This window comes from Dyella sp. SG562 (assembly GCF_011759495.1).
Lineage (GTDB): Bacteria > Pseudomonadota > Gammaproteobacteria > Xanthomonadales > Rhodanobacteraceae > Dyella_D > Dyella_D marensis.
The window spans coordinates 370,827-388,367 of record NZ_JAAOYS010000005.1 but is presented as its reverse complement, the minus strand read 5'-3'; the positions used below and the strand labels follow the sequence as shown (position 1 = coordinate 388,367).

Genomic DNA, 17,541 nt, shown 5'->3' with positions numbered 1-17,541 from the left:
TCTCTTTGGTTACTTTCTCTTTGGGCCAGCAAAGAGAAAGTGACTCGGGCGCCGGCAGGCGTCCGAAATGCCCGCTGCATAAGCGGCCAAGTCGCCGCACCGCGAAAACCAGGCGACACCGCAAAAGAACCCCGCCCTACGCCGGAACCCCAAGTTCAGGGCTTGAAGCCCACCGACTCCCACAGCGGCGCGGGGTCGTACACGCTGCCATTGGCGATAGTCTTGGCAATGCGCCGCGTATTGTGGATGTCCGCCAGCGGATCGGCGTCGAGCAGCAGCATGTCGGCGCGTTTGCCGACCTGCAGGGTGCCGACCTCCTTATCCAGGCCAAGCACCTTCGCCGGCACGCTGGTCGCCGCCTGCAGCGCTTCCATCGGAGTGAAGCCGGCCTGCACGTAGATCTCCAGCTCGCGGTGCAGCGAATAGCCGGGGATGCCCTGGTCGGTGCCGGCCACGATGGTCAGGCCCTGGCGGTGCAGTTCGCGCAAGGTGGCGAGCATGTACTGATACCGCTTGATCGAATCCTCGGTGTGCTCCGGCGCCGCGCCCGTCGCATTCAAGGCGGCGGCCAGCGGCGCGGCGACGTGGTCGATGCCGGGCTCGATCGAGCGCAGCGGCATGGTGCTGGGGCGGTCGAACAGTTCGAACAGGGCGATGGTGTCGTCGAACACGGTGTGATGCTGCTTGAACAGCGCCAGCTGCCGGCGTGCGCCGGGCGTCTTGAAATCCAGCGGCGGCAGCGGCTGCCCGCGCTGGACGCCGAGCAGATCGCGCATCACGAAATGAATGTGGTTGATGCTGTCGTAGCCGGCTTCCACGGCCTGCGCGCTGGTCATGCCCTGGGGCACGTGGCCGGTCACGGTAAGGCCGAGCTTGTGCGCTTCGGCGGCGATCACCGGCACCAGTTCGGGTTTCATGCTGCTGTAGATCTTGATTTGGATCGCGCCGGCCTCCTTGTAGCGCCGCACCACCGCGCGCGCCTGCTCGGGCGTGTCGGCGGTGATCGCCCCCAATGCGATCGGGCCGCTGCCGTCGACGATGCCGGCGATCAGCAGGCGCGGGCCGATGCCGCGGCCGGACTGGATCGCGTCGCGCACGGTAGTGATGAAGTCGAATTCGTTGCCGCAGTCGCGCACGGTGGTGACGCCGGCGGCCAGGTAGATCGGACCCCATTCCACCTGTTCGTAGTGCGCGTGCATGTCCCACAGGCCGGGGATCAGGAACTTGCCGCTGCCATCGAGCACGTCCAGGCCAGGCTCCGCCGGTGGCGCGGCGCCGCTGGTGTCGATGCGCGCGATGCGCCCGTCTTCCACATAGACGGAGGCGTTGCGCCGCGCCGCCGCGCCGGTGCCGTCGATCAGGGTGACGTGGGTGACGACCAGTTTCTTCGAGGCGGGGCGCTTTGCCTTCTCGGTGAGTCCGGCCAGCGCCTGCAGGTTGTTGTCGGCGGCGTGCTGAATGAAGGCGGGCAGGGAGTCCTCGTAGCCTTCGCGCACGGCCTCGAAGTGATCGAACTCGCTGTCGGTGGTGACCACCGCGGCGAGCTTCTGCTGCTCGTCCAGCCAGGCGGTCTCGTTGCCCCAGACGAGGCCGCTGATCACATAGCCCTGCAGCTTCACCGGCTTGCCGTGGGCCTGGATCTCCAGCGCGCCGGCCGGCTGGATGCTGACCTGTCCGTCCGGCGGTACGGCGATACGCGCGGGCTTGCCCTTCGCCAGCCAGTAGCGCAGCAGCATCTGCTGCATCGCCACCGGTGAATAGCCGTCCACCAGGAAGGTGTTGTCGGTGACCGGATGCTGCGTGGTCTTGCCGGCGCGCAGCAGGGTCACCTTGCCGCTCTTGGCGTCCAGGGTGAAGCTGTCGTGCATCGGCGATTCGCGCGAAGACTGTCCATCGCTCTTCAGCGTCAACGGATGCGTGGCGTCGGCCGCGGTGAACTCGGTCTTCAGCGGCACCTCGGTGCCGCGGTCCTTGAAGCTGAAATCCGAACGCAGCAGCAGGCGCCCCTGATCGTTGGAGATCGTGTAACTCTCCTTGCCGATCGCCTGCGCGAACTTGTGCAGCACGAAGCTGCCCTGCTCGGCGGCGGGCGGGGTCTGCGCCGCGGCGTGCGCTGACAAGAGAGAGAAAAGGACGGCGAGGGCGAGCGAACGAGCGAATGGATGCGGCATGTCGGCTCCCTTGGCTACGGCGCGGTCGATACGATCGGCGTAGGTCGGGGTGAGCGTGAGCGAACCCCGACGCTGGCGTATCCGGTTCGCGATGTGGGGGCTCGCTGGCGCTCATCCCGACCTGCGAAGGACGTGGGCGATCAGAGCAGCCGCCCCCGCCGATGGCAAGAGCCCGAAAGTCATTCCCCCGAAACGAAACAGGCCCCGCCATGGCGGGGCCTGTCGCGGCACGCAGGGGTGAAACCGGCGGCTTACGCCTCGGCTTCTTCCTTGTAGGCATCCACCGGGATGCACGCGCACATCACGTTCTTGTCGCCGTAGACGTTGTCCACGCGCGCCACCGGCGGCCAGTACTTCTGCAGGCGCAGGCTGGGCAGCGGGAACACCGCCAGCTCGCGCGGGTAGGCGTGCGCCCACTCGCTGCCGGCCACCGCGTCGGCGGTGTGCGGGGCGTGCTTGAGCGGGTTGTCCTCGCGGTCCAGGCGGCCGTCCTCGATCGCGCGGATCTCTTCGCGGATCTGGATCATGGCGTCGATGAAGCGGTCCAGCTCGTGCTGCGATTCGCTCTCGGTCGGCTCCACCATCAGCGTGCCGGCCACCGGGAAGCTCAGCGTCGGCGCGTGGAAGCCGAAGTCGATCAGGCGCTTGGCCACGTCCTCGGCGCTGATGCCGGTGGCGTCCTTGAGCGGGCGCAGGTCCAGGATGCACTCATGCGCCACCAGGCCGTTGCGGCCGGTGTACAGCGTCTCGTAGTGCGCGGCCAGGCGCTTGGCGATGTAGTTGGCATTGAGCAGCGCCACCTGGGTCGCCTTGCGCAGGCCCTGCTGGCCCATCATGGCGATGTACATCCAGCTGATCGGCAGGATCGAGGCCGAGCCGAAGCTGGCCGCCGAGACCATGCCCACCGTGCCTTCGCCGCCGAGCGTGCGCGGCAGGAACGGCGCCAGGTGCGACTTCACCGCGCAGGGGCCCACGCCCGGGCCACCGCCGCCGTGCGGGATGCAGAAGGTCTTGTGCAGGTTGAGGTGCGAGACGTCCGAACCCCACTTGCCCGGCTTGGCCAGGCCGACCAGCGCATTCATGTTGGCGCCGTCGGTGTACACCTGGCCGCCGTGCTTGTGCACGATCTCGCAGATGGCGACCACGTCTTCCTCGAACACGCCGTGCGTGGACGGGTAGGTGATCATCAGCGCGGCCAGGCGCTCGCTGTACTTCTCGGCCTTGGCGCGGATGTCTTCCAGGTCCACGTTGCCGTTGGCGTCGCACTTGGTGACCACCACGGTCATGCCGCACATCTGCGCGGAAGCCGGGTTGGTGCCATGCGCGGATTCGGGGATCAGGCACACGTCGCGGTGGTCGTCGCCGCGCGAGCGGTGATAGGCGCGGATCGCCAGCAGGCCGGCGTATTCGCCCTGCGCGCCGGAGTTCGGCTGCAGGCTCACCGCGTCGTAGCCGGTGCACTCCACCAGCATGGCTTCCAGCTCGTCGATCAGCTGCTTGTAGCCCTGGGTCTGCTCGGCCGGCGCCAGCGGGTGGATGTTGCCGAATTCCGGCCAGGTCACCGGGATCATCTCGGCGGTGGCGTTGAGCTTCATGGTGCAGGAGCCGAGCGGGATCATGGTGCGATCCATCGCCAGGTCCTTGTCGGCCAGCGAGCGCATGTAGCGCAGCAGTTCGTGCTCGCTGTGGTGGGTGTTGAACACCGGGTGCTGCAGGAAGGCGTCCTGGCGCAGCAGGGCGGCGGGCAGCGCGTCGGCGGTGGCGGTGTCGGCTTCGTCGATGTCGCCAAGCTCCGCACCGAACAGCGCGGCCAGCGCCTGCACGTCGGCGCGGGTGGTGGTCTCGTCCAGGCTGATGCCCACGCACTGGCCGTGGATCTGGCGCAGGTTGAGGCCCTTGCTGGCGGCCTTGGCGTGGATGGCGTCGGCGTCGACGCCGGTGATGCGCAGCGTGTCGAAGAAATCGCCGCCCACGTCGAGGCCGGCCTTGCGCAGCGTCGCCGCCAGGATGGCCGCCAGGCGATGCGTGCGGCGCGCGATGCGCTGCAGGCCGTCGGGGCCGTGGTACACGGCGTACATGCTGGCCATCACCGCGAGCAGCACCTGCGCGGTACAGATGTTGGAAGTGGCCTTCTCGCGGCGGATGTGCTGCTCGCGGGTCTGCAGGGTCAGGCGGTAGGCCGGCTTGCCTTCGGCGTCCACCGACACGCCGATCAGGCGGCCCGGCATGGAGCGCTTGTAGGCGTCGCGGCAGGCCAGGTACGCGGCGTGCGGGCCGCCGAAGCCGAACGGCACGCCGAAGCGCTGGCTGTTGCCGATGACGATGTCCGCGCCCCAGCTGCCGGGCGAGGCAATGAGGGTGAGCGCGAGCAGGTCGGTGGCCACCGCCACCAGCGCGCCGCGCGCGTGCATGGCCTCGGCGGCAGCACGGTAGTCGTTGATGGTGCCGTAGGTGTTGGGGTACTGCAGCAGCACGCCGAAGCTGTCGACGGTGGCGGCGTCCGCGGCCGGGCCGACGTGCAGCGCGATGTCCACGCCGTCGGCGCGGGTGCGCAGCACTTCCAGCGTCTGCGGGTGCACGTCGTCGGCGACGAAGAATACGTTGCTCTTGGATTTGGCCGAGCGCTTGGCCAGCGTCATCGCCTCGCCCGCCGCGGTGGCTTCGTCCAGCAGCGAGGCGTTGGAGATGTCCATCCCGGTGAGGTCGGCCACCATGGTCTGGAAGTTGATGAGCGCTTCCATGCGGCCCTGCGAGATCTCCGCCTGGTACGGCGTATACGCCGTGTACCACGCCGGGTTCTCCAGGATGTTGCGCAGGATGACGTTCGGCGTGTGCGTGCCGTAGTAGCCCTGGCCGATGAAGCTGCGGAACACCTTGTTCTTGCCGGCGATGGCGCGGATCTTCGCCAGCGCTTCCACTTCGGTCATGGCCGGCGGCAGGGCCAGCGGCGCGGCGGACTTGATCTGGCCCGGCACGATGGCGTCGGTCATCGACTCCAGCGAGTCGTGGCCGATCGCGCGCAGCATGTGCGCGATCTCGGCGTCGTTGGGGCCGATATGGCGCTCGATGAAAGCCTCGTGGTGCTCGAGGTCGCGCAGGGAGGGGGAAGCGGGCTTGGTCATGACAGGGGCGTCCGGAGTGCCTGAATACAGGCAGGACGTGCGTGCCGCACGTCAGGCGCCCCTCTGTCCTTTTGCCTGAGAGTTTGGAAGCTCGCGCTTCGTGCCCCTTCGGCGCCGGATCTAACCGGTCTCTCCAGAGTTGTTCCGCGGCGGCGGTGGTATGGGAGCCTGAGCGATTACGGGCGTTGCGCCTTCGGCAGCGGACCTGTCCGCTTCTCCCACCGCGCCTTAAGGGGGCGATTATACCCAACCTGTGGTCCCTTCTCCCCTCCGGGGAGAAGGTGGCGGCAGCCGGATGAGGGGCGGGTGCTCGCGGAAGAAGATCGACGAAGCGTCGCTTGCTTTTGTGCTCTCGCTTCACCGCTCCGTAGGCCCCCCTCACCCCAGCCCTCTCCCCGCAGGGGAGAGGGGGCAGAAGCTTGGCGCCGTGGTGGTTTTAACGAAAACTTGCGCGTTCCCCCGGCGCGACGGAGTAGCGTTTGCCGGATCCCCTCATTCAGGTGCATCCATGCCCCATCCCCCGTTCCGCCTGCGCCAGCTCGACCACATCGTGCTGCGCGCCATCGACCCCGCGGCGCTCGAAGACTTCTACTGCCGCGTGCTCGGCTGCACGGTGGAGCGGCGGCAGGAGGCGATCGGCCTGGTGCAGCTGCGCGCCGGCGCCTCGCTGATCGACCTGGTCGGCATCGACGGCAAGCTGGGCCGCCTCGGCGGCGCGGCGCCCGGCGCGGAAGGCCACAACGTGGACCATATCTGCCTGGCGGTGGAGGGCTACGACGAGGCGGCCATCCGCGCCCATCTCGAAGCGCACGGCGTGCGCGTCGGCGAGAGCGGCTTGCGCTACGGCGCGGAGGGCGAGGGCCCCTCGCTGTATCTGTACGATCCGCAGGGCAACATGATCGAGCTGAAAGGGCCGCCGGCGCAGGCCTGAGCGGGGCGAGAGGCGGCGCATCGAAGGGGGCTTCATGCGTGGCGTGGTGCATCGGTGGTGCGGACGGGTGTGCGGACTGCTGGCGCTGGCCGGCATCCTGGCTGCCTGCGCGCCATCGGTACGCCGGCTGGCGCCGCCCGCGCCCGACGCAGCCCTGAGCGTGGCCAAGGCCGCGGCCATGGACGCCATGCGCCAGGCCTCGCCGGAACGCGCGGCGCGCGGCTGGCTGCGCTGCGCCGCGGGTGCGTATCGCGCGGCGCTGGCCGGCGGCGCGGTGGCGGACGAAGCCGTGGCGCTCGATACGCAATGCACCGGCCATCTGCTCGACTTCCTGCTGGCCACCGAAGACGAACGCTGGAAGGCGCGCACGCTGGACGTCGGCGGCGATCCGCTGGCGGTGCAGCTGGACGGGCTGTCGCCGGACCTCGCCGGCGCCCCCATGTTCGTGCGCGCCGAGCGCATCCAGATCTCCAGCCTGATGTTCGGCCAGCGCTTCGCCACCAACGGCTTCGGCGTGGCCCTGGTCGCGGCCACCCGGCGCTGCGAGGGCACGCCGCGCTGCCGCCTGTTCCCGCCGGAAGGCGTGACCCGCACGGCGGTGGCCTGGGTCGAGGCGGATGCGCAGGGCGGCACGCCGCGCCTGGTCTTTGCCGATCCGCTGAAGCGGGGCAGCCTGGCGATCGGCCCGCGCGAGTACGTGCTGTCGATGGACACCACCGCGCCCTACGCGATGCTGGCCGATGCCTCCCAGCTCAAGCAGCTGGCGATCCGCAACCTGCTGGTCAACGGCCGCGACATCGGCGTGCGCCAGGGCGTGTACCTGCTGGAGGACTACGACCCCGGCAAGATCCCGGTGGTGATGCTGCACGGCCTGGGCGGCAGCCCGCTGGTGTGGGCGCGCCTGACCAACCGCATCCAGGGCACGCCGGCGCTGCGCTCGCGCTACCAGGTGTGGCACGTGGTGTACCAGACCAATGCGCCGGTGCTGCTGTCGCGCCTGCGCGTGCAGGGTTTTCTCGATCGCACCTGGGCCGCGGTGGACCCGGCCGCGCACGACGCGGCGCGCGCGCACATGGTGCTGGTCGGCCACAGCATGGGCGGCATCATCGCGCGCCTGCTCAGCGCCGACAGCGGCGACGTGCTGTGGCGCGCCGCCTTCCTGGTGCCGGAGCAGCAGCTGCACGGCAATGCGGACGACATCGACACCATGCGGCGCGTGCTGCGCTTCACGCCGTATCCGGGCGTCGATACGGCGTTCTTTCTCGCCACGCCGCATCACGGCAGTCCGGCCACCGAGGATTTCTTCGGCCGTCTCGCCCAGCATCTGGTGAAGCCGGGCGGGCCGGAGCTGGATGCGATCGCGCGGCTGGTCAAGGCCAACCCCGAGGGGATCCAGCCCGACCTGCTGCGCGCCTACCGCGAACGCGGCCTCAGCAGCATCAGCTCGCTGCGGCCGGATCAACCCGTGAGCCGCGCCGCCTGGTCGCTGCTGCCGGTGGCGGGCGTGCGCTACTACACCATCGCCGGCAGCCTGCCCGGCGAGGCGGTGCCGGGCGATGGCGTGGTGCCGCTGGAAAGCAGCTTCCTGCCCGGTGCGGTGTCCACCACCACGGTGACCTCGGGGCATCGCGTATACCGCAACGACGAGGCGATCAACCTGATCGTGAAGACGCTGGGCGAATCGCCGTAACGCTGCGCTTTACAGCTGGCTCATGCCGCCGTCGACCACGATCTCGGTGCCGACGATAAAGGCCGATTCCGGCGCGGCCAGATGCAGCACGGTCGAAGCCAGTTCCTCCGAGGTGCCGAAGCGGCCCAGCGGCACCTGGTTCTGGATCTGCGCAGCGGTGCTCTCCAGCGTGGCGGCATCCAGGCCCAGCTTGCCGTACAGCGGCGTGCCGATCGGGCCGGGGCTGATCACATTGACGCGGATGCCCTGCGCCAGCAGTTCGCCGGACAGCGTCTTCGCCAGCGAGATCAGCGCGGCCTTGCTGGCGGCATAGACCGACGATGCCGGCATGCCGATATGCGCATTGATCGAGCCGTTCAGCACGATGGATGCGCCGCGGTTCAGCAGCGGCAGCAGCGCCTGGACCTGGAAATAGGCGCCCTTGACGTTGATGTCGAACATCTCGTCCCAGAAGCTTTCCTGCACCTCGGCAAACGCAGCGAAACGCGCGATGCCGGCGTTGATGAAGACCGCATCCAGGCGGACGGCTTGCCCGGCCAGCGTAGCGGCGAGCTGGCGCGCGGCGGCGACGTTGCCCGCGTCGTTGCGCACGGCCAAGGTGCCATCGCCGATCTCGGCGGCGGCCCGTTCCAGCGCGGCCGCGTCGCGGCCGGTGATGACCACGCGCGCGCCTTCGGCGGCGAAGGCTTTCGCGGCGGCGAGGCCGATGCCGCTGCTGCCGCCGGTGACGAGAACGGTCTGGTGGGCGAAACGATTCATGGCGTGTCTCCAGTGAGTGGGTGTTCAACTGGAACAGATGCTGCGCCTGCGGCCCGCCGGTGCCGTGCCGGCGCTTCGACGGAAACGTTCGACGGCATCGAACGTTTTGCCGTAGCATCGCTGCGCACCGCAAGGGGAGACGCCATGCTGTCGGACGACGAACTGGCCCTGCTGGAAGCCATCCGCGAAAGCGGCAGCCTGTCGCGTGCGGCGGCGCGGCTGGGCAAGGCGCCTTCCACCGTGTCGCATGCGGCACGCCAGCTGGAAGCGCGCTTCGACGCGCTGCTGTTCGACCGCCGCCGCTACCGCCTGCAGCTGACGGTTGCCGGCCAGTTGCTGGCGCAGGAAGCGGCTCGGCTGGCGCTGGAAAGCGCGCGCCTGGGCCGGCGCGTGAAGCAGGTGGCCAGCGGCTGGGAAGACCGGCTGTGGATCGTCACCGACGAGCTGCTGGAATTCGCCACCCTGCTGCCGGTGATCCGCGCCTTCGATGCGCTGGCCTCGGGCGTGAGCCTGCGTGTCACCCACGAAGTGCTGGGCGGCACCTGGGAAGCCCTGCGCGACGGCCGCGCCGACGTGGTGGTCGGCGCCACCAACGAGCCGCCGTCGATGCCGAACCTGCAATGGCGCGAACTCGGTGCGCTGGAATGGGTGTTCGCCGTGTCGCCGCGGCACCCGCTGGCGAAGGCGAAGGAACCCTTGGCACGCGAAGCGATCCAGGCCCACCGCGCCGTGGTGGTGGCCGACACCTCGCGCCAGTCGGCCGGGCGCGCCTACGGCCTGCAGGGCGGCCAGCCGGTGCTGGCCGTGCCCAGCATGCAGGCCAAGATCCTGGCCCAGCGCGACGGGCTGGGCGTGGGCTGGCTGCCGAAGCAGCGCGTGGCTTCGCTGCTCCGGCGCGGCGAGCTGGTGGCCCGGCGCACCGCCGACCCGCGCGAGCCGAACACGCTCTACGTTGCCTGGCGCGGCGACCACGAAGGCCGCGCCCTGGCCTGGTGGCTGGAGCAGTTCGCGCAGCCGCGGCTGGCAAAGCGGCTGGTCGACGGCATGGACGCCTTCGCCGAAGGCTGATGCCGCCCAGGCAACCTTTCCCGGCCGCCACGGTACCCACAGCCAGCCGACGTCCATGGGTCGCCGCCGCGAGGCCATCGATCACGTGCATACCGGAGCGCAGTACCACCAGCGGTTCATGTCTTCCCCGCGCGACCTGGCGGTGCGCGAGAGGTTTCAGCGGATGGCGCTGGGCCTGCTGGCCACGGGTGACGACATCCTGGATTTCGGCGCCGGTACCGGTATCGACGCGAAAGCCTACGCCGCGCGCGGGCACCGGACCTTCGTCTACGAACCCGCGGAGCCGATGCGTGAGTATCTGCAGATCCATTGCCGCGACGAGCTCGCCGGCGGAAGCGTGATCGAACTCGGCTCATCGCTGGGCTGCAAGGTACGGGCGGTCACCGCCAACTTTGCCGTGTTCAATCATTTCGCCGATCACACGGCGCTGTTCGCGCAGTTGTCGGGCGTGCTGGGCGAAGGCGGCTTCGTGCTGGCGAGCATGCTCAATCCTTATTACCTGGGCGACGCGCGCTACGGCTGGTGGCGCCGGAATCTGCCGAAGCTGTTGCGCCATGGCCGCTATACCTTCGATACCGCCAGCGGCGTGCACCGGTTTGCGCCGGGCGTGGTGGTGCGCGCGGCGGCGCCGTATTTCCGGCTGGAACGGCTCGCGCCGCGCGGTCCGGGGATGCTGGTGACGCTTTATATGTTTTTGCTGTTCCGGCGCGTCTGAGATGTGGAAGGACTGGGTCAGGCCATTCGTACGCCCCTTGCCGCAGTGGTCGGCGGTGGCCGTGGTGCCGGCAGCGCCGCTGGTGACGGCGGCGCTGCGCTGGGATGGACAGGCGGTGGACGTGACGGCGGATCACACCGTGGCGTCGCTGCATCCGCTGACCATCGCCAGCAGCGTCGACGGCGGCGCGCGTCCCGTTCTCGAATACCGCGACGGCGCGAGCGGGCGCCTGCTCGGCAGGCTGCAGCTGGTTCGCGACAGTTCGCTGGCCGCCGGGGTGGCGCCGTTGGCGTTCTATCGCGTCGAAGCCGGTGAGCATCGTTGCCTCGCCTGGCCGCTGCGTCCGTGGAATGCGTGGCTGCAGAACCGCGGCATGGCAAAGCATGCGGCGTCGAATCACCTGAACATGCCGCCGGCCGCCGCGCAGCAGTTGATGATCGCGTATCTGTGTCCGAGGCCGGTGGTGCTGGTTTCGGTGGCGGCGGAGGAGCACCGCAATATCTTTCCCATGGACCTGATCGGGCCGCTGGAGCGCAGCGGCTTGTACTCGCTGGCGCTGCGCAGCACCAATGTGTCGGAACCGGTGCTGCGCGACGTGCGCAAGGTGGCGCTGTCGCATGTTCCGGCCGCCATGAAGGGCATGGTCTACAAGCTCGCCGCGCATCACCGGCAGCCGCCGCAGGATTGGAACGGCTTGCCGCTGCCCCTGCGGCCGTCCAGGGAATTCGGCATTCCGGTGGTGGCCGGGGCGCTGCGCATCCAGGAGCTGGCGATCGTGCACAGCCAGATCATCGGTTCGCACACCTTCTTCCTTGCGCGCACCATCAGCAGCGAGGACCGCGAGGAAGCCGCCCAGCTGCATCACACCGCGGGTTTTCACCAGGCCTACCGGCGCCGGCGGCACCAAGCCTTGCCGGAGGTTTAGCGTGTGAAAGGCATCGCACGGTGCATATCGATCTGTTCGATCTGCGATCCGCGCTTGGACCTTGTTCCGCTATGTCGAGGCACCGCTCTCGACGTGGACGCGCGAGCGACTGCCGCGCTTGTGCATGCCGCGGAAGAGCAGGGCGACCAGCGCGCCAGCTCCTTGATCGAAAGGCCCGAAACGACGAAGCCCGCCTTTCGGCGGGCTTCGTTTACAATTGGTGCCCAGGAGAGGTGTCTAGGCCAGTTTTCGTAAGCCTTGGTAATGCTCGCTTAACCGCAAAAACTCCACACGTAACAGCCATCTAGTCCAGTCTTACGCGGCAATAATCCCACGAAATACCACAATATCCCTAACTATGATTACGCCAGATTTTTCGCCAAGATTTGTCCCATGGCGAGCTATCGGAAACGCGGCAAAATCTGGCGGGCGGAACTCTACCGGGACGGGCAGAGGGAGTCCGCGAGCTTCCCCACGAAAGCAGAGGCCGTCGCCTGGGCAACCCAGCGCGAGCAAGAACTGATCGGTGGCCAGCTGCCCGAAAGCACGGTCAAGCAAGCTCTCCGGCGCTATGCCCGAGAGGTATCACCAACCCATAAGGGTGAGCAGTGGGAGATTGCCCGGCTTGGCCTGATGGAGCGCGATCCCATCGCTCTGCTTCGCATGGATAGGCTCAAGGCATCCGACCTGGCGGCATGGCGGGATCGACGCCTCAAAGTCGTCTCAGGAGCCTCTGTGGCCCGGGAGATGAACCTGCTCAAGTCACTGTTCGAGGTGGCGCGGAAGGAATGGGGGTGGCTAAGGACCAATCCATTGGTAGACGTTAAGCGTCCGGCATCCCCGCCAAGTCGCAAGCGCCGCATCACTGAGGACGAGATTCGCCGGCTTACCGCGGCCTTTGGCCTGAGCGAAGGCGATGCCGCGGATACGGCAACTCAGCGTACCGGCTTGGCCTTCCTGTTCGCCCTGGAGACAGCCATGAGGGCCGGGGAGATCCTTGGCCTTCAATGGCGCGATGTGCGGCCCAAGTTCGTGATCCTGCCGAAGACCAAGAATGGGGATTCGCGGGAGGTTCCACTATCCAAGCGGGCTAGGGCGATCCTAGATGCTCTGCCGGGTGACATTGGACCTGTCTTCAATGTGGAGTCGCAGGTCCGTGATGCGTTGTTCCGGAAGGTCCGCGACCGTTGCCAGATTGCAGACCTTCACTTTCACGACTCGCGGGCCGAGGCTATATGGCGCCTATCCAAGAAACTAGACGTCATGGAGCTAGCCCGCATGATCGGCCACCGAGACCTTCGCAGTCTCATGATTTACTACGCGACCTCCGCTGACGAGCTAGCCGATCAGCTTGGATAGCTTCGCGCCATTCCATCAGCTCTTTGGCGATCCACCGTGGATGGCCGTCGCTGTCCACCCGCTTGGGGAAGCCAGGCTTGCAGGCCAGGTGATCGCGGACATAGGTGGCGCTATAGCCTAGTAGTTCGCCGGCCTGGGCTGCGCTCAGTGAGCGGTACTCGAAGGGGATGTCGATCTTCTCAGCGGCGCTCATGATCTACCTCTAGCCTATTTGTCCCATCGCGAAACCCTTTCAAGATCGCATCAACGCGTGTCAAACACTCACTTGCGGCAGAAGATGGCGACTGATGCCCGAATTCGCTAGACACATTGAACTTCGCTCCGGTGGCATTGACGTGCATTTCAACGCATACATACCATCCATCCTTGCTAGAATGAACTCGCGGGAAGCCGTAGCGATACAGATCAGTTAGGCATTCCTCAAGATCCATCACACACCTCCGGCGGCTCAGGCAGCGGCATCCAGTGGGTCGGCTTCCATTTGTGCGAACTGTTGGCGTAAGGCTCGTCCCATTCCCACCCGATATTCCTTAGACCATCGCCCTTTTCCCATAGCGCGTATCCTGGCGATCCCGGTTGATACTTGGCCATATACGTTTCACGCTGGCCAAAATCAGCACTCCATCCAAGGATATGCGTCCCATCCCTCGGCGCCTCACTAATCGGCCTCCACTTCATTTCTCCCCCCTCTTGGCCGCGATGGCTCGGTCGATGGCTTGGTCCGCCTCTTCCTTGGTGTCGTAGGTGTCGCCCTGAAAGCAGAACGGATACGGACCTTCGAACAGCTCTCGATAACGCTCCGCATCCCTCGAATCCTCCGCAGCTCGCGGCGGACCGTTAGTGAGGAGAAGTGACTCCAAGTTCTCAGCGATAAGTGCTCCATCTTCTGCACTCATCGCTTTCTGGTTGGAGATAAGGTGAGACACCGCCTCCCCAACCACAGAGCATTCCTCGGCAGTTGCGCTGGCGTGGGATAGGTCGTCCCGTGCTTTCCATCCGGTCAATAGGTCATTGACCCAATCATGCACATATCTGCCTTCGCGATCCATGCCGATGGCAATTCGCCCGTAGCAACTTTCAAGCCACGCCTCGAACGCCTCTTGCACCTTCTGCTCGTCGGTCATGGCTGCACCTCCGGCTTGACTACGCCAATGCGACGCTTGCCGCACTTTTCGCATTCATAGCGTCCGCGTTTCATGATATGGACCATGAACCCGCGCTCGGTTCTAACGATGACGTTCTTTAACCACTTCCACTTGTGGCGTTTGCAGGCAGCGATCATCATCCCTTCTCCTTCCTGGCGAGCGTCGGGGCGGCGCAGAGAAGCTTTTCCAGTTCGTCCGTAATCTCGTCAGTCTGGCCTTTGGTGGTGTATCCAAAGCCACGAATCGTCGCCCACACGGCGTCATAGTCGAACTTCCCATCCGGCACGGCCGCGCGCTCGGCGCTGTGCATCGCGATGATGGGCGGCGCACATCCTCCGCACTCCACCACCTTCCCCTGCGCCTCACCGCCTTGCGCGGCTTGCGCGGCTTGCGAGTGGGGTTGGGATTCGTTCATGTGAGACAGCATCACTTCGCGGCAGTCATTCCAGCCGGCGTTGTATTCATGCTCACGAACAGTCACCCCGTTGCGTGGCAGTTCCTCCGGCACCTTCGCCGCCATAGGCTGCGCCATACGCGCGGAGAGGGATTCGCCGAATGACTCTTCGATCCAGAGATGGATGTTCGACAGTTCCCAGCCCTGATGCACGAATACGAAGTCTGCTACCTGTCGAAGTGCGGCCATGACATCGGAGGCGTAGACCATGCCATCCGTCATCTGCACCGGATCGCGGGTGAGGTGGGCGTCGAGGGCTCTATTAAAGCGAAGCTTGGCTTGATGTACTGCCTCTTTGTGGCTAGCTCGCTCGTTCCTACTGGTGGCATAACCATGACATCCGGCTGCTGTTACTGCCGCCGCAAATGCCTCGCGAAGCTCCTGCTCAAGCGTCATCTCACTCATGGCCGCTTCTCCAATGTTGCACGCCATCCGCCATCACCAGAAAGGGCTTCTTGATATCGGCCACCCATGTCACCCCATGAGCAGATACGTTGATCTGGCTGAACTTCGTACCAAAACCATTTTCCGTTATCGTCCTGAGCGAGCCACTTAGCCCATTCTGGTGCATCCTTCCAATCAGGCTTCATGGCTGTCTCCGATGGCTGCGCGGGCGGCGAGAAGCTTTCGCGCTTCGCCTATGTAGTGATCATCGCCTTCATCGCGTAAGCCGCAATACGCTCCACCATGTTGATCAAGGCATTCCGTTACATCGCTTAGACACGCCCTAAGCGCCTCGTTCTCCTTACGTAGCGCGGCGAGTTCGTCAAGCAGGGCTATGGCTGTGGCGGGGTTGAAGGCGGCGATGAACTTCGCATTTGCGTCTGCTTGACGCTTGTTTGTGTCAATGCCATCGAAGCCATTCCATCGAATTAGACATTCATGGTCGGGTCCATGGATTTCGTTTATGCGAAGCGAGAACTGAGGGCGAAGCTTGCCGCTAAGTCGCGACCACGGACCGGGCGTCGCCTTCTCCGCCACGTCGCGCAGATGTTCGTGGCTGGTGGTCATGCGTCCCCCTTCTTGGCTCGGGCGGAGTCGATGGATTCGCTCTTGAGCGCAGCGTCACCGCACATATCGGGGTCGCGCAGGTCACTATCCAAGCCTTCCACCGGATTCACGACGTGATGCCACGTCAGATACTGGATGGCGCACAGACGTAAAGCTCTCACCTCCGCTTGCAGGCGGGTGCGGTCGGCCTCGAGGGCTTCGAAAAGATCGGCCCGGACATACTGGACTTCTACGTCAAGCACTGACTCTTTCCACCAGCTCACACCATCACAGTCGCCGGGGAACGGCTTATCGCTATCCCATTCCTGATCGGACACCTGGAGATAAATCCGCTCTGGAGCCGTGAGCACAACCTTCGGCACCTGTTCATCCGTGTAACTCGTCATAGGGAGTGACCTTTGGCTTTGCCGCGATCTAGAGCGAAGTCAAGCTCTTGTCCATACAGGGCACTGATAGATGGAACGCCATTAATGGGTGAGACACACACGACCCATGGCACTCCAGTGTTTAGAACATCACGGTCTTCTGAGTTTTCTCGAAGTTGCCGATAGCGGGCGGCATCTAAAGCAAGCCTCTCGATATCCGCCCCATAGTCGCCAGACGGCTCGATGCCGTGGCGCCTGAGCGCGGCGTTGATCTGTTCCAGCGCGATGCGCAGGCCGGCGTTGATGGCGGTGTCGGTCATCAGTGCTTCCTCAGACCGATTCGATGGACACGCCGACGATCACGGCTAGCGCCTGGAGGATGTCGCCGCCATAGCAATTGCCGGAGCCATAGCCACCGTCGCCGAGCTGCTTAACTTCGCCATCCTTAGCAAGCTGCGCCTCATCTCGCCATTCGTCCTGACGAGTCTCACTCCAAGAATCGAAATCAGCCGGATAGGGAAGCTCCATCCACCAGCAATCGTTGTCCACGATGAAACGCGCGCCAGGGTTGTCTCGGATCAACTGCACAAGGTCTTTCTTACTCATCACGCTCTCCTTTGTAGGCGGCAATGGCGGGCGCTGATCTCCGCATTCGTGAGCCGGAATCGAACCGGCGACCTGTGGGCCTTAGCAAGGCGCCGCTCTCCCAATCTGAGCTACCACGATCCTCTGATGTATGCCTCGCTTTGGCGCTACCTACTCGCGAAGCATATCAACCATCAGTAGCGCATCAGCCTGCGCATTCATTGCCATAAATCGATTAGAGATCGCACCGGCCGCACGCTAACTCGGCTCCACAGCGTTAATCCAACTACCGGATGCCTCCGGGTTGCGATGCGATCTGTAATGCCCTCAAGCCGTGGAGGGCGGCACGTCCAATCTATTCGGCAGACTCCCACTGGTTAGGAGCTTAGAAGCGGCTATACCGGACTGCCTTATTCCTGCATCTCGCTTACACGCCAAGTCGATCCGTCATATCTCGGATGCGTTCGATGTAGGCGTCAATCAGGTCTGCGGCGCGATGGATTGCAGAGCCCACCGGATATCCGCATGGCGGTCGGCCGGGCTTGTTTGCGTCTTCCTTCGGGCATCGCTCACGGGAGACCGGATTGAGACGGTCAGCCAGTTCAGAAAGAACGATATCGATAGCATCGAGGCTTCTATCCAGCCTGCTGAGCGCTTCATCAATGGGTCGCTCCTGGGAAAAGGCCTCATCCTTGTCATAGGTAACTTTGGCACTTGACTTCATGGAACTGTTTGCGAGCAACATGACTACCTCCGATTTAAGCGGCAAACCGCCGCGAAAGTTCTTCATCCGAATCACTGATCCCCCGAGCCAGCCTGACCACTTGGGACCATTGGACGGGGTTGCAGGAAAGACCGAACTGAGACGGGTCATCGCCTAGGCAGAACGCCATCTGGATCGCTTCCGTAGCCTTCGACTTAGAAAGCTCTTTAGACGAGCGCGGCAGCACGATCACCGAAGGCTTCCCATCGCCCATGTCCAGGCCCGGGATGATTCGCCAGCTCAGCACCATGGCCGTGAGGATGTGCCGCACGTCGTCATGGCTTAGGTAGCCGCCATGCCACTGCATGGCCGAAAGGCATTCGCACGCAGCGTTGAACAGGTTCTGCTGCGCCCGGCTCATGGGTTCTTCGCCGGAGAGTTGCCAGTCGTGGAGCTTTACGGATTTCATGCCGCCTTCTCCTGATATGGCCTGAACTGCCACAACGGACAGCTCGTTGCCGAGCATTCGCGTATGAGC

At 65.2% G+C, this 17,541-nt stretch carries 19 protein-coding genes, 1 tRNA gene and 1 riboswitch; of the genes, 6 read left to right on the top strand and 14 right to left on the bottom strand.

The genetic code is table 11. From position 1 onward, the window contains the following. Positions 1-155: 155 nt before the first annotated feature. Both FHW84_RS12695 and gcvP read right to left on the bottom strand, forming a co-directional pair. Positions 156-2,171: an amidohydrolase family protein gene (locus FHW84_RS12695; RefSeq protein ID WP_167255998.1), complete on the bottom strand. Its 2,016-nt coding sequence runs from the start codon at positions 2,169-2,171 to the stop codon at positions 156-158. Between the two features lie 251 nt (positions 2,172-2,422). After that, positions 2,423-5,293, bottom strand: coding sequence for an aminomethyl-transferring glycine dehydrogenase (gene gcvP, locus FHW84_RS12690; RefSeq protein WP_167255996.1), 2,871 nt, complete (start codon positions 5,291-5,293; stop codon positions 2,423-2,425). Positions 5,294-5,346: 53 nt separating this feature from the next. Next, a riboswitch (glycine riboswitch) is annotated at positions 5,347-5,440 on the bottom strand. Positions 5,441-5,801: 361 nt separating this feature from the next. Here gcvP and FHW84_RS12685 point away from each other — a divergent pair. Both FHW84_RS12685 and FHW84_RS12680 read left to right on the top strand, forming a co-directional pair. Continuing rightward, a complete protein-coding gene (locus tag FHW84_RS12685) occupies positions 5,802-6,224 on the top strand; it encodes a VOC family protein (RefSeq protein WP_167255994.1) in 423 nt (140 codons plus the stop codon). Positions 6,225-6,258: 34 nt separating this feature from the next. Continuing rightward, positions 6,259-7,914, top strand: a complete 1,656-nt coding sequence (locus FHW84_RS12680) for an alpha/beta fold hydrolase (RefSeq protein WP_167255991.1) — start codon at positions 6,259-6,261, stop codon at positions 7,912-7,914. Between the two features lie 9 nt (positions 7,915-7,923). Here the strand turns inward: FHW84_RS12680 and FHW84_RS12675 are convergent, their stop codons facing one another. Next, positions 7,924-8,673 carry an SDR family oxidoreductase gene (locus FHW84_RS12675; protein ID WP_167255989.1) on the bottom strand — a complete coding sequence of 250 codons (750 nt, stop codon included), beginning with the start codon at positions 8,671-8,673 and terminating at the stop codon, positions 7,924-7,926. A gap of 144 nt (positions 8,674-8,817) precedes the next feature. On the opposite strand from FHW84_RS12675, the gene FHW84_RS12670 reads away from it, so the two are divergent. From FHW84_RS12670 to FHW84_RS12655, 4 genes are all read left to right on the top strand, one after another. Beyond that, the gene (locus tag FHW84_RS12670) at positions 8,818-9,741 is read left to right on the top strand and encodes a LysR family transcriptional regulator (RefSeq protein WP_167255987.1); all 924 of its coding nucleotides are present in this window, start codon (positions 8,818-8,820) and stop codon (positions 9,739-9,741) included. 55 nt (positions 9,742-9,796) lie between these two features. Further along, positions 9,797-10,456: a methyltransferase domain-containing protein gene (locus FHW84_RS12665; RefSeq protein WP_208399762.1), complete on the top strand. Its 660-nt coding sequence runs from the start codon at positions 9,797-9,799 to the stop codon at positions 10,454-10,456. A gap of 1 nt (position 10,457) precedes the next feature. After that, complete coding sequence (locus FHW84_RS12660) at positions 10,458-11,381, top strand: flavin reductase (RefSeq protein WP_167255985.1); 924 nt, start codon at positions 10,458-10,460, stop codon at positions 11,379-11,381. A gap of 393 nt (positions 11,382-11,774) precedes the next feature. Continuing rightward, the gene (locus tag FHW84_RS12655; RefSeq protein WP_167255984.1) at positions 11,775-12,740 is read left to right on the top strand and encodes a site-specific integrase; all 966 of its coding nucleotides are present in this window, start codon (positions 11,775-11,777) and stop codon (positions 12,738-12,740) included. Between the two features lie 674 nt (positions 12,741-13,414). Here the strand turns inward: FHW84_RS12655 and FHW84_RS12645 are convergent. From FHW84_RS12645 to FHW84_RS12600, 11 genes are all read right to left on the bottom strand, one after another. Then, the gene (locus FHW84_RS12645) at positions 13,415-13,864 is read right to left on the bottom strand and encodes a hypothetical protein (RefSeq protein ID WP_167255980.1); all 450 of its coding nucleotides are present in this window, start codon (positions 13,862-13,864) and stop codon (positions 13,415-13,417) included. Next, the gene (locus FHW84_RS23095) at positions 13,861-14,025 is read right to left on the bottom strand and encodes a hypothetical protein (protein ID WP_208399761.1); all 165 of its coding nucleotides are present in this window, start codon (positions 14,023-14,025) and stop codon (positions 13,861-13,863) included. The genes FHW84_RS12645 and FHW84_RS23095 overlap by 4 nt, the downstream gene beginning before the upstream one ends. Continuing rightward, a complete protein-coding gene (locus FHW84_RS12640) occupies positions 14,022-14,744 on the bottom strand; it encodes a hypothetical protein (protein ID WP_167255978.1) in 723 nt (240 codons plus the stop codon). The genes FHW84_RS23095 and FHW84_RS12640 overlap by 4 nt, the downstream gene beginning before the upstream one ends. Further along, positions 14,741-14,929 (bottom strand): hypothetical protein, encoded by a 189-nt coding sequence (locus tag FHW84_RS12635; RefSeq protein WP_167255976.1) that lies wholly within the window; start codon positions 14,927-14,929, stop codon positions 14,741-14,743. Before FHW84_RS12635 ends, FHW84_RS12640 begins: the two co-directional genes overlap by 4 nt. Further along, positions 14,919-15,350 (bottom strand): ead/Ea22-like family protein, encoded by a 432-nt coding sequence (locus FHW84_RS12630; RefSeq protein ID WP_167255974.1) that lies wholly within the window; start codon positions 15,348-15,350, stop codon positions 14,919-14,921. The genes FHW84_RS12635 and FHW84_RS12630 overlap by 11 nt, the downstream gene beginning before the upstream one ends. After that, on the bottom strand, positions 15,347-15,736 hold the full coding sequence (locus tag FHW84_RS12625; RefSeq protein WP_167255971.1) for a hypothetical protein: 390 nt from the start codon (positions 15,734-15,736) through the stop codon (positions 15,347-15,349). Before FHW84_RS12625 ends, FHW84_RS12630 begins: the two co-directional genes overlap by 4 nt. Continuing rightward, positions 15,733-16,035: a hypothetical protein gene (locus FHW84_RS12620; RefSeq protein WP_167255970.1), complete on the bottom strand. Its 303-nt coding sequence runs from the start codon at positions 16,033-16,035 to the stop codon at positions 15,733-15,735. Before FHW84_RS12620 ends, FHW84_RS12625 begins: the two co-directional genes overlap by 4 nt. Before the next feature lie 10 nt (positions 16,036-16,045). Beyond that, entirely contained in the window at positions 16,046-16,321 is a 276-nt protein-coding gene (locus FHW84_RS12615) for a hypothetical protein (protein ID WP_167255969.1), read from the bottom strand. A 47-nt stretch (positions 16,322-16,368) separates the two neighbouring features. Then, positions 16,369-16,441, bottom strand: a tRNA-Ser gene (locus FHW84_RS12610). 286 nt (positions 16,442-16,727) lie between these two features. Next, positions 16,728-17,045 carry a hypothetical protein gene (locus FHW84_RS12605; protein WP_167255968.1) on the bottom strand — a complete coding sequence of 106 codons (318 nt, stop codon included), beginning with the start codon at positions 17,043-17,045 and terminating at the stop codon, positions 16,728-16,730. A gap of 13 nt (positions 17,046-17,058) precedes the next feature. Then, a complete protein-coding gene (locus tag FHW84_RS12600; protein ID WP_167255967.1) occupies positions 17,059-17,472 on the bottom strand; it encodes a hypothetical protein in 414 nt (137 codons plus the stop codon). Between the last annotated feature and the right edge of the window lie 69 nt (positions 17,473-17,541).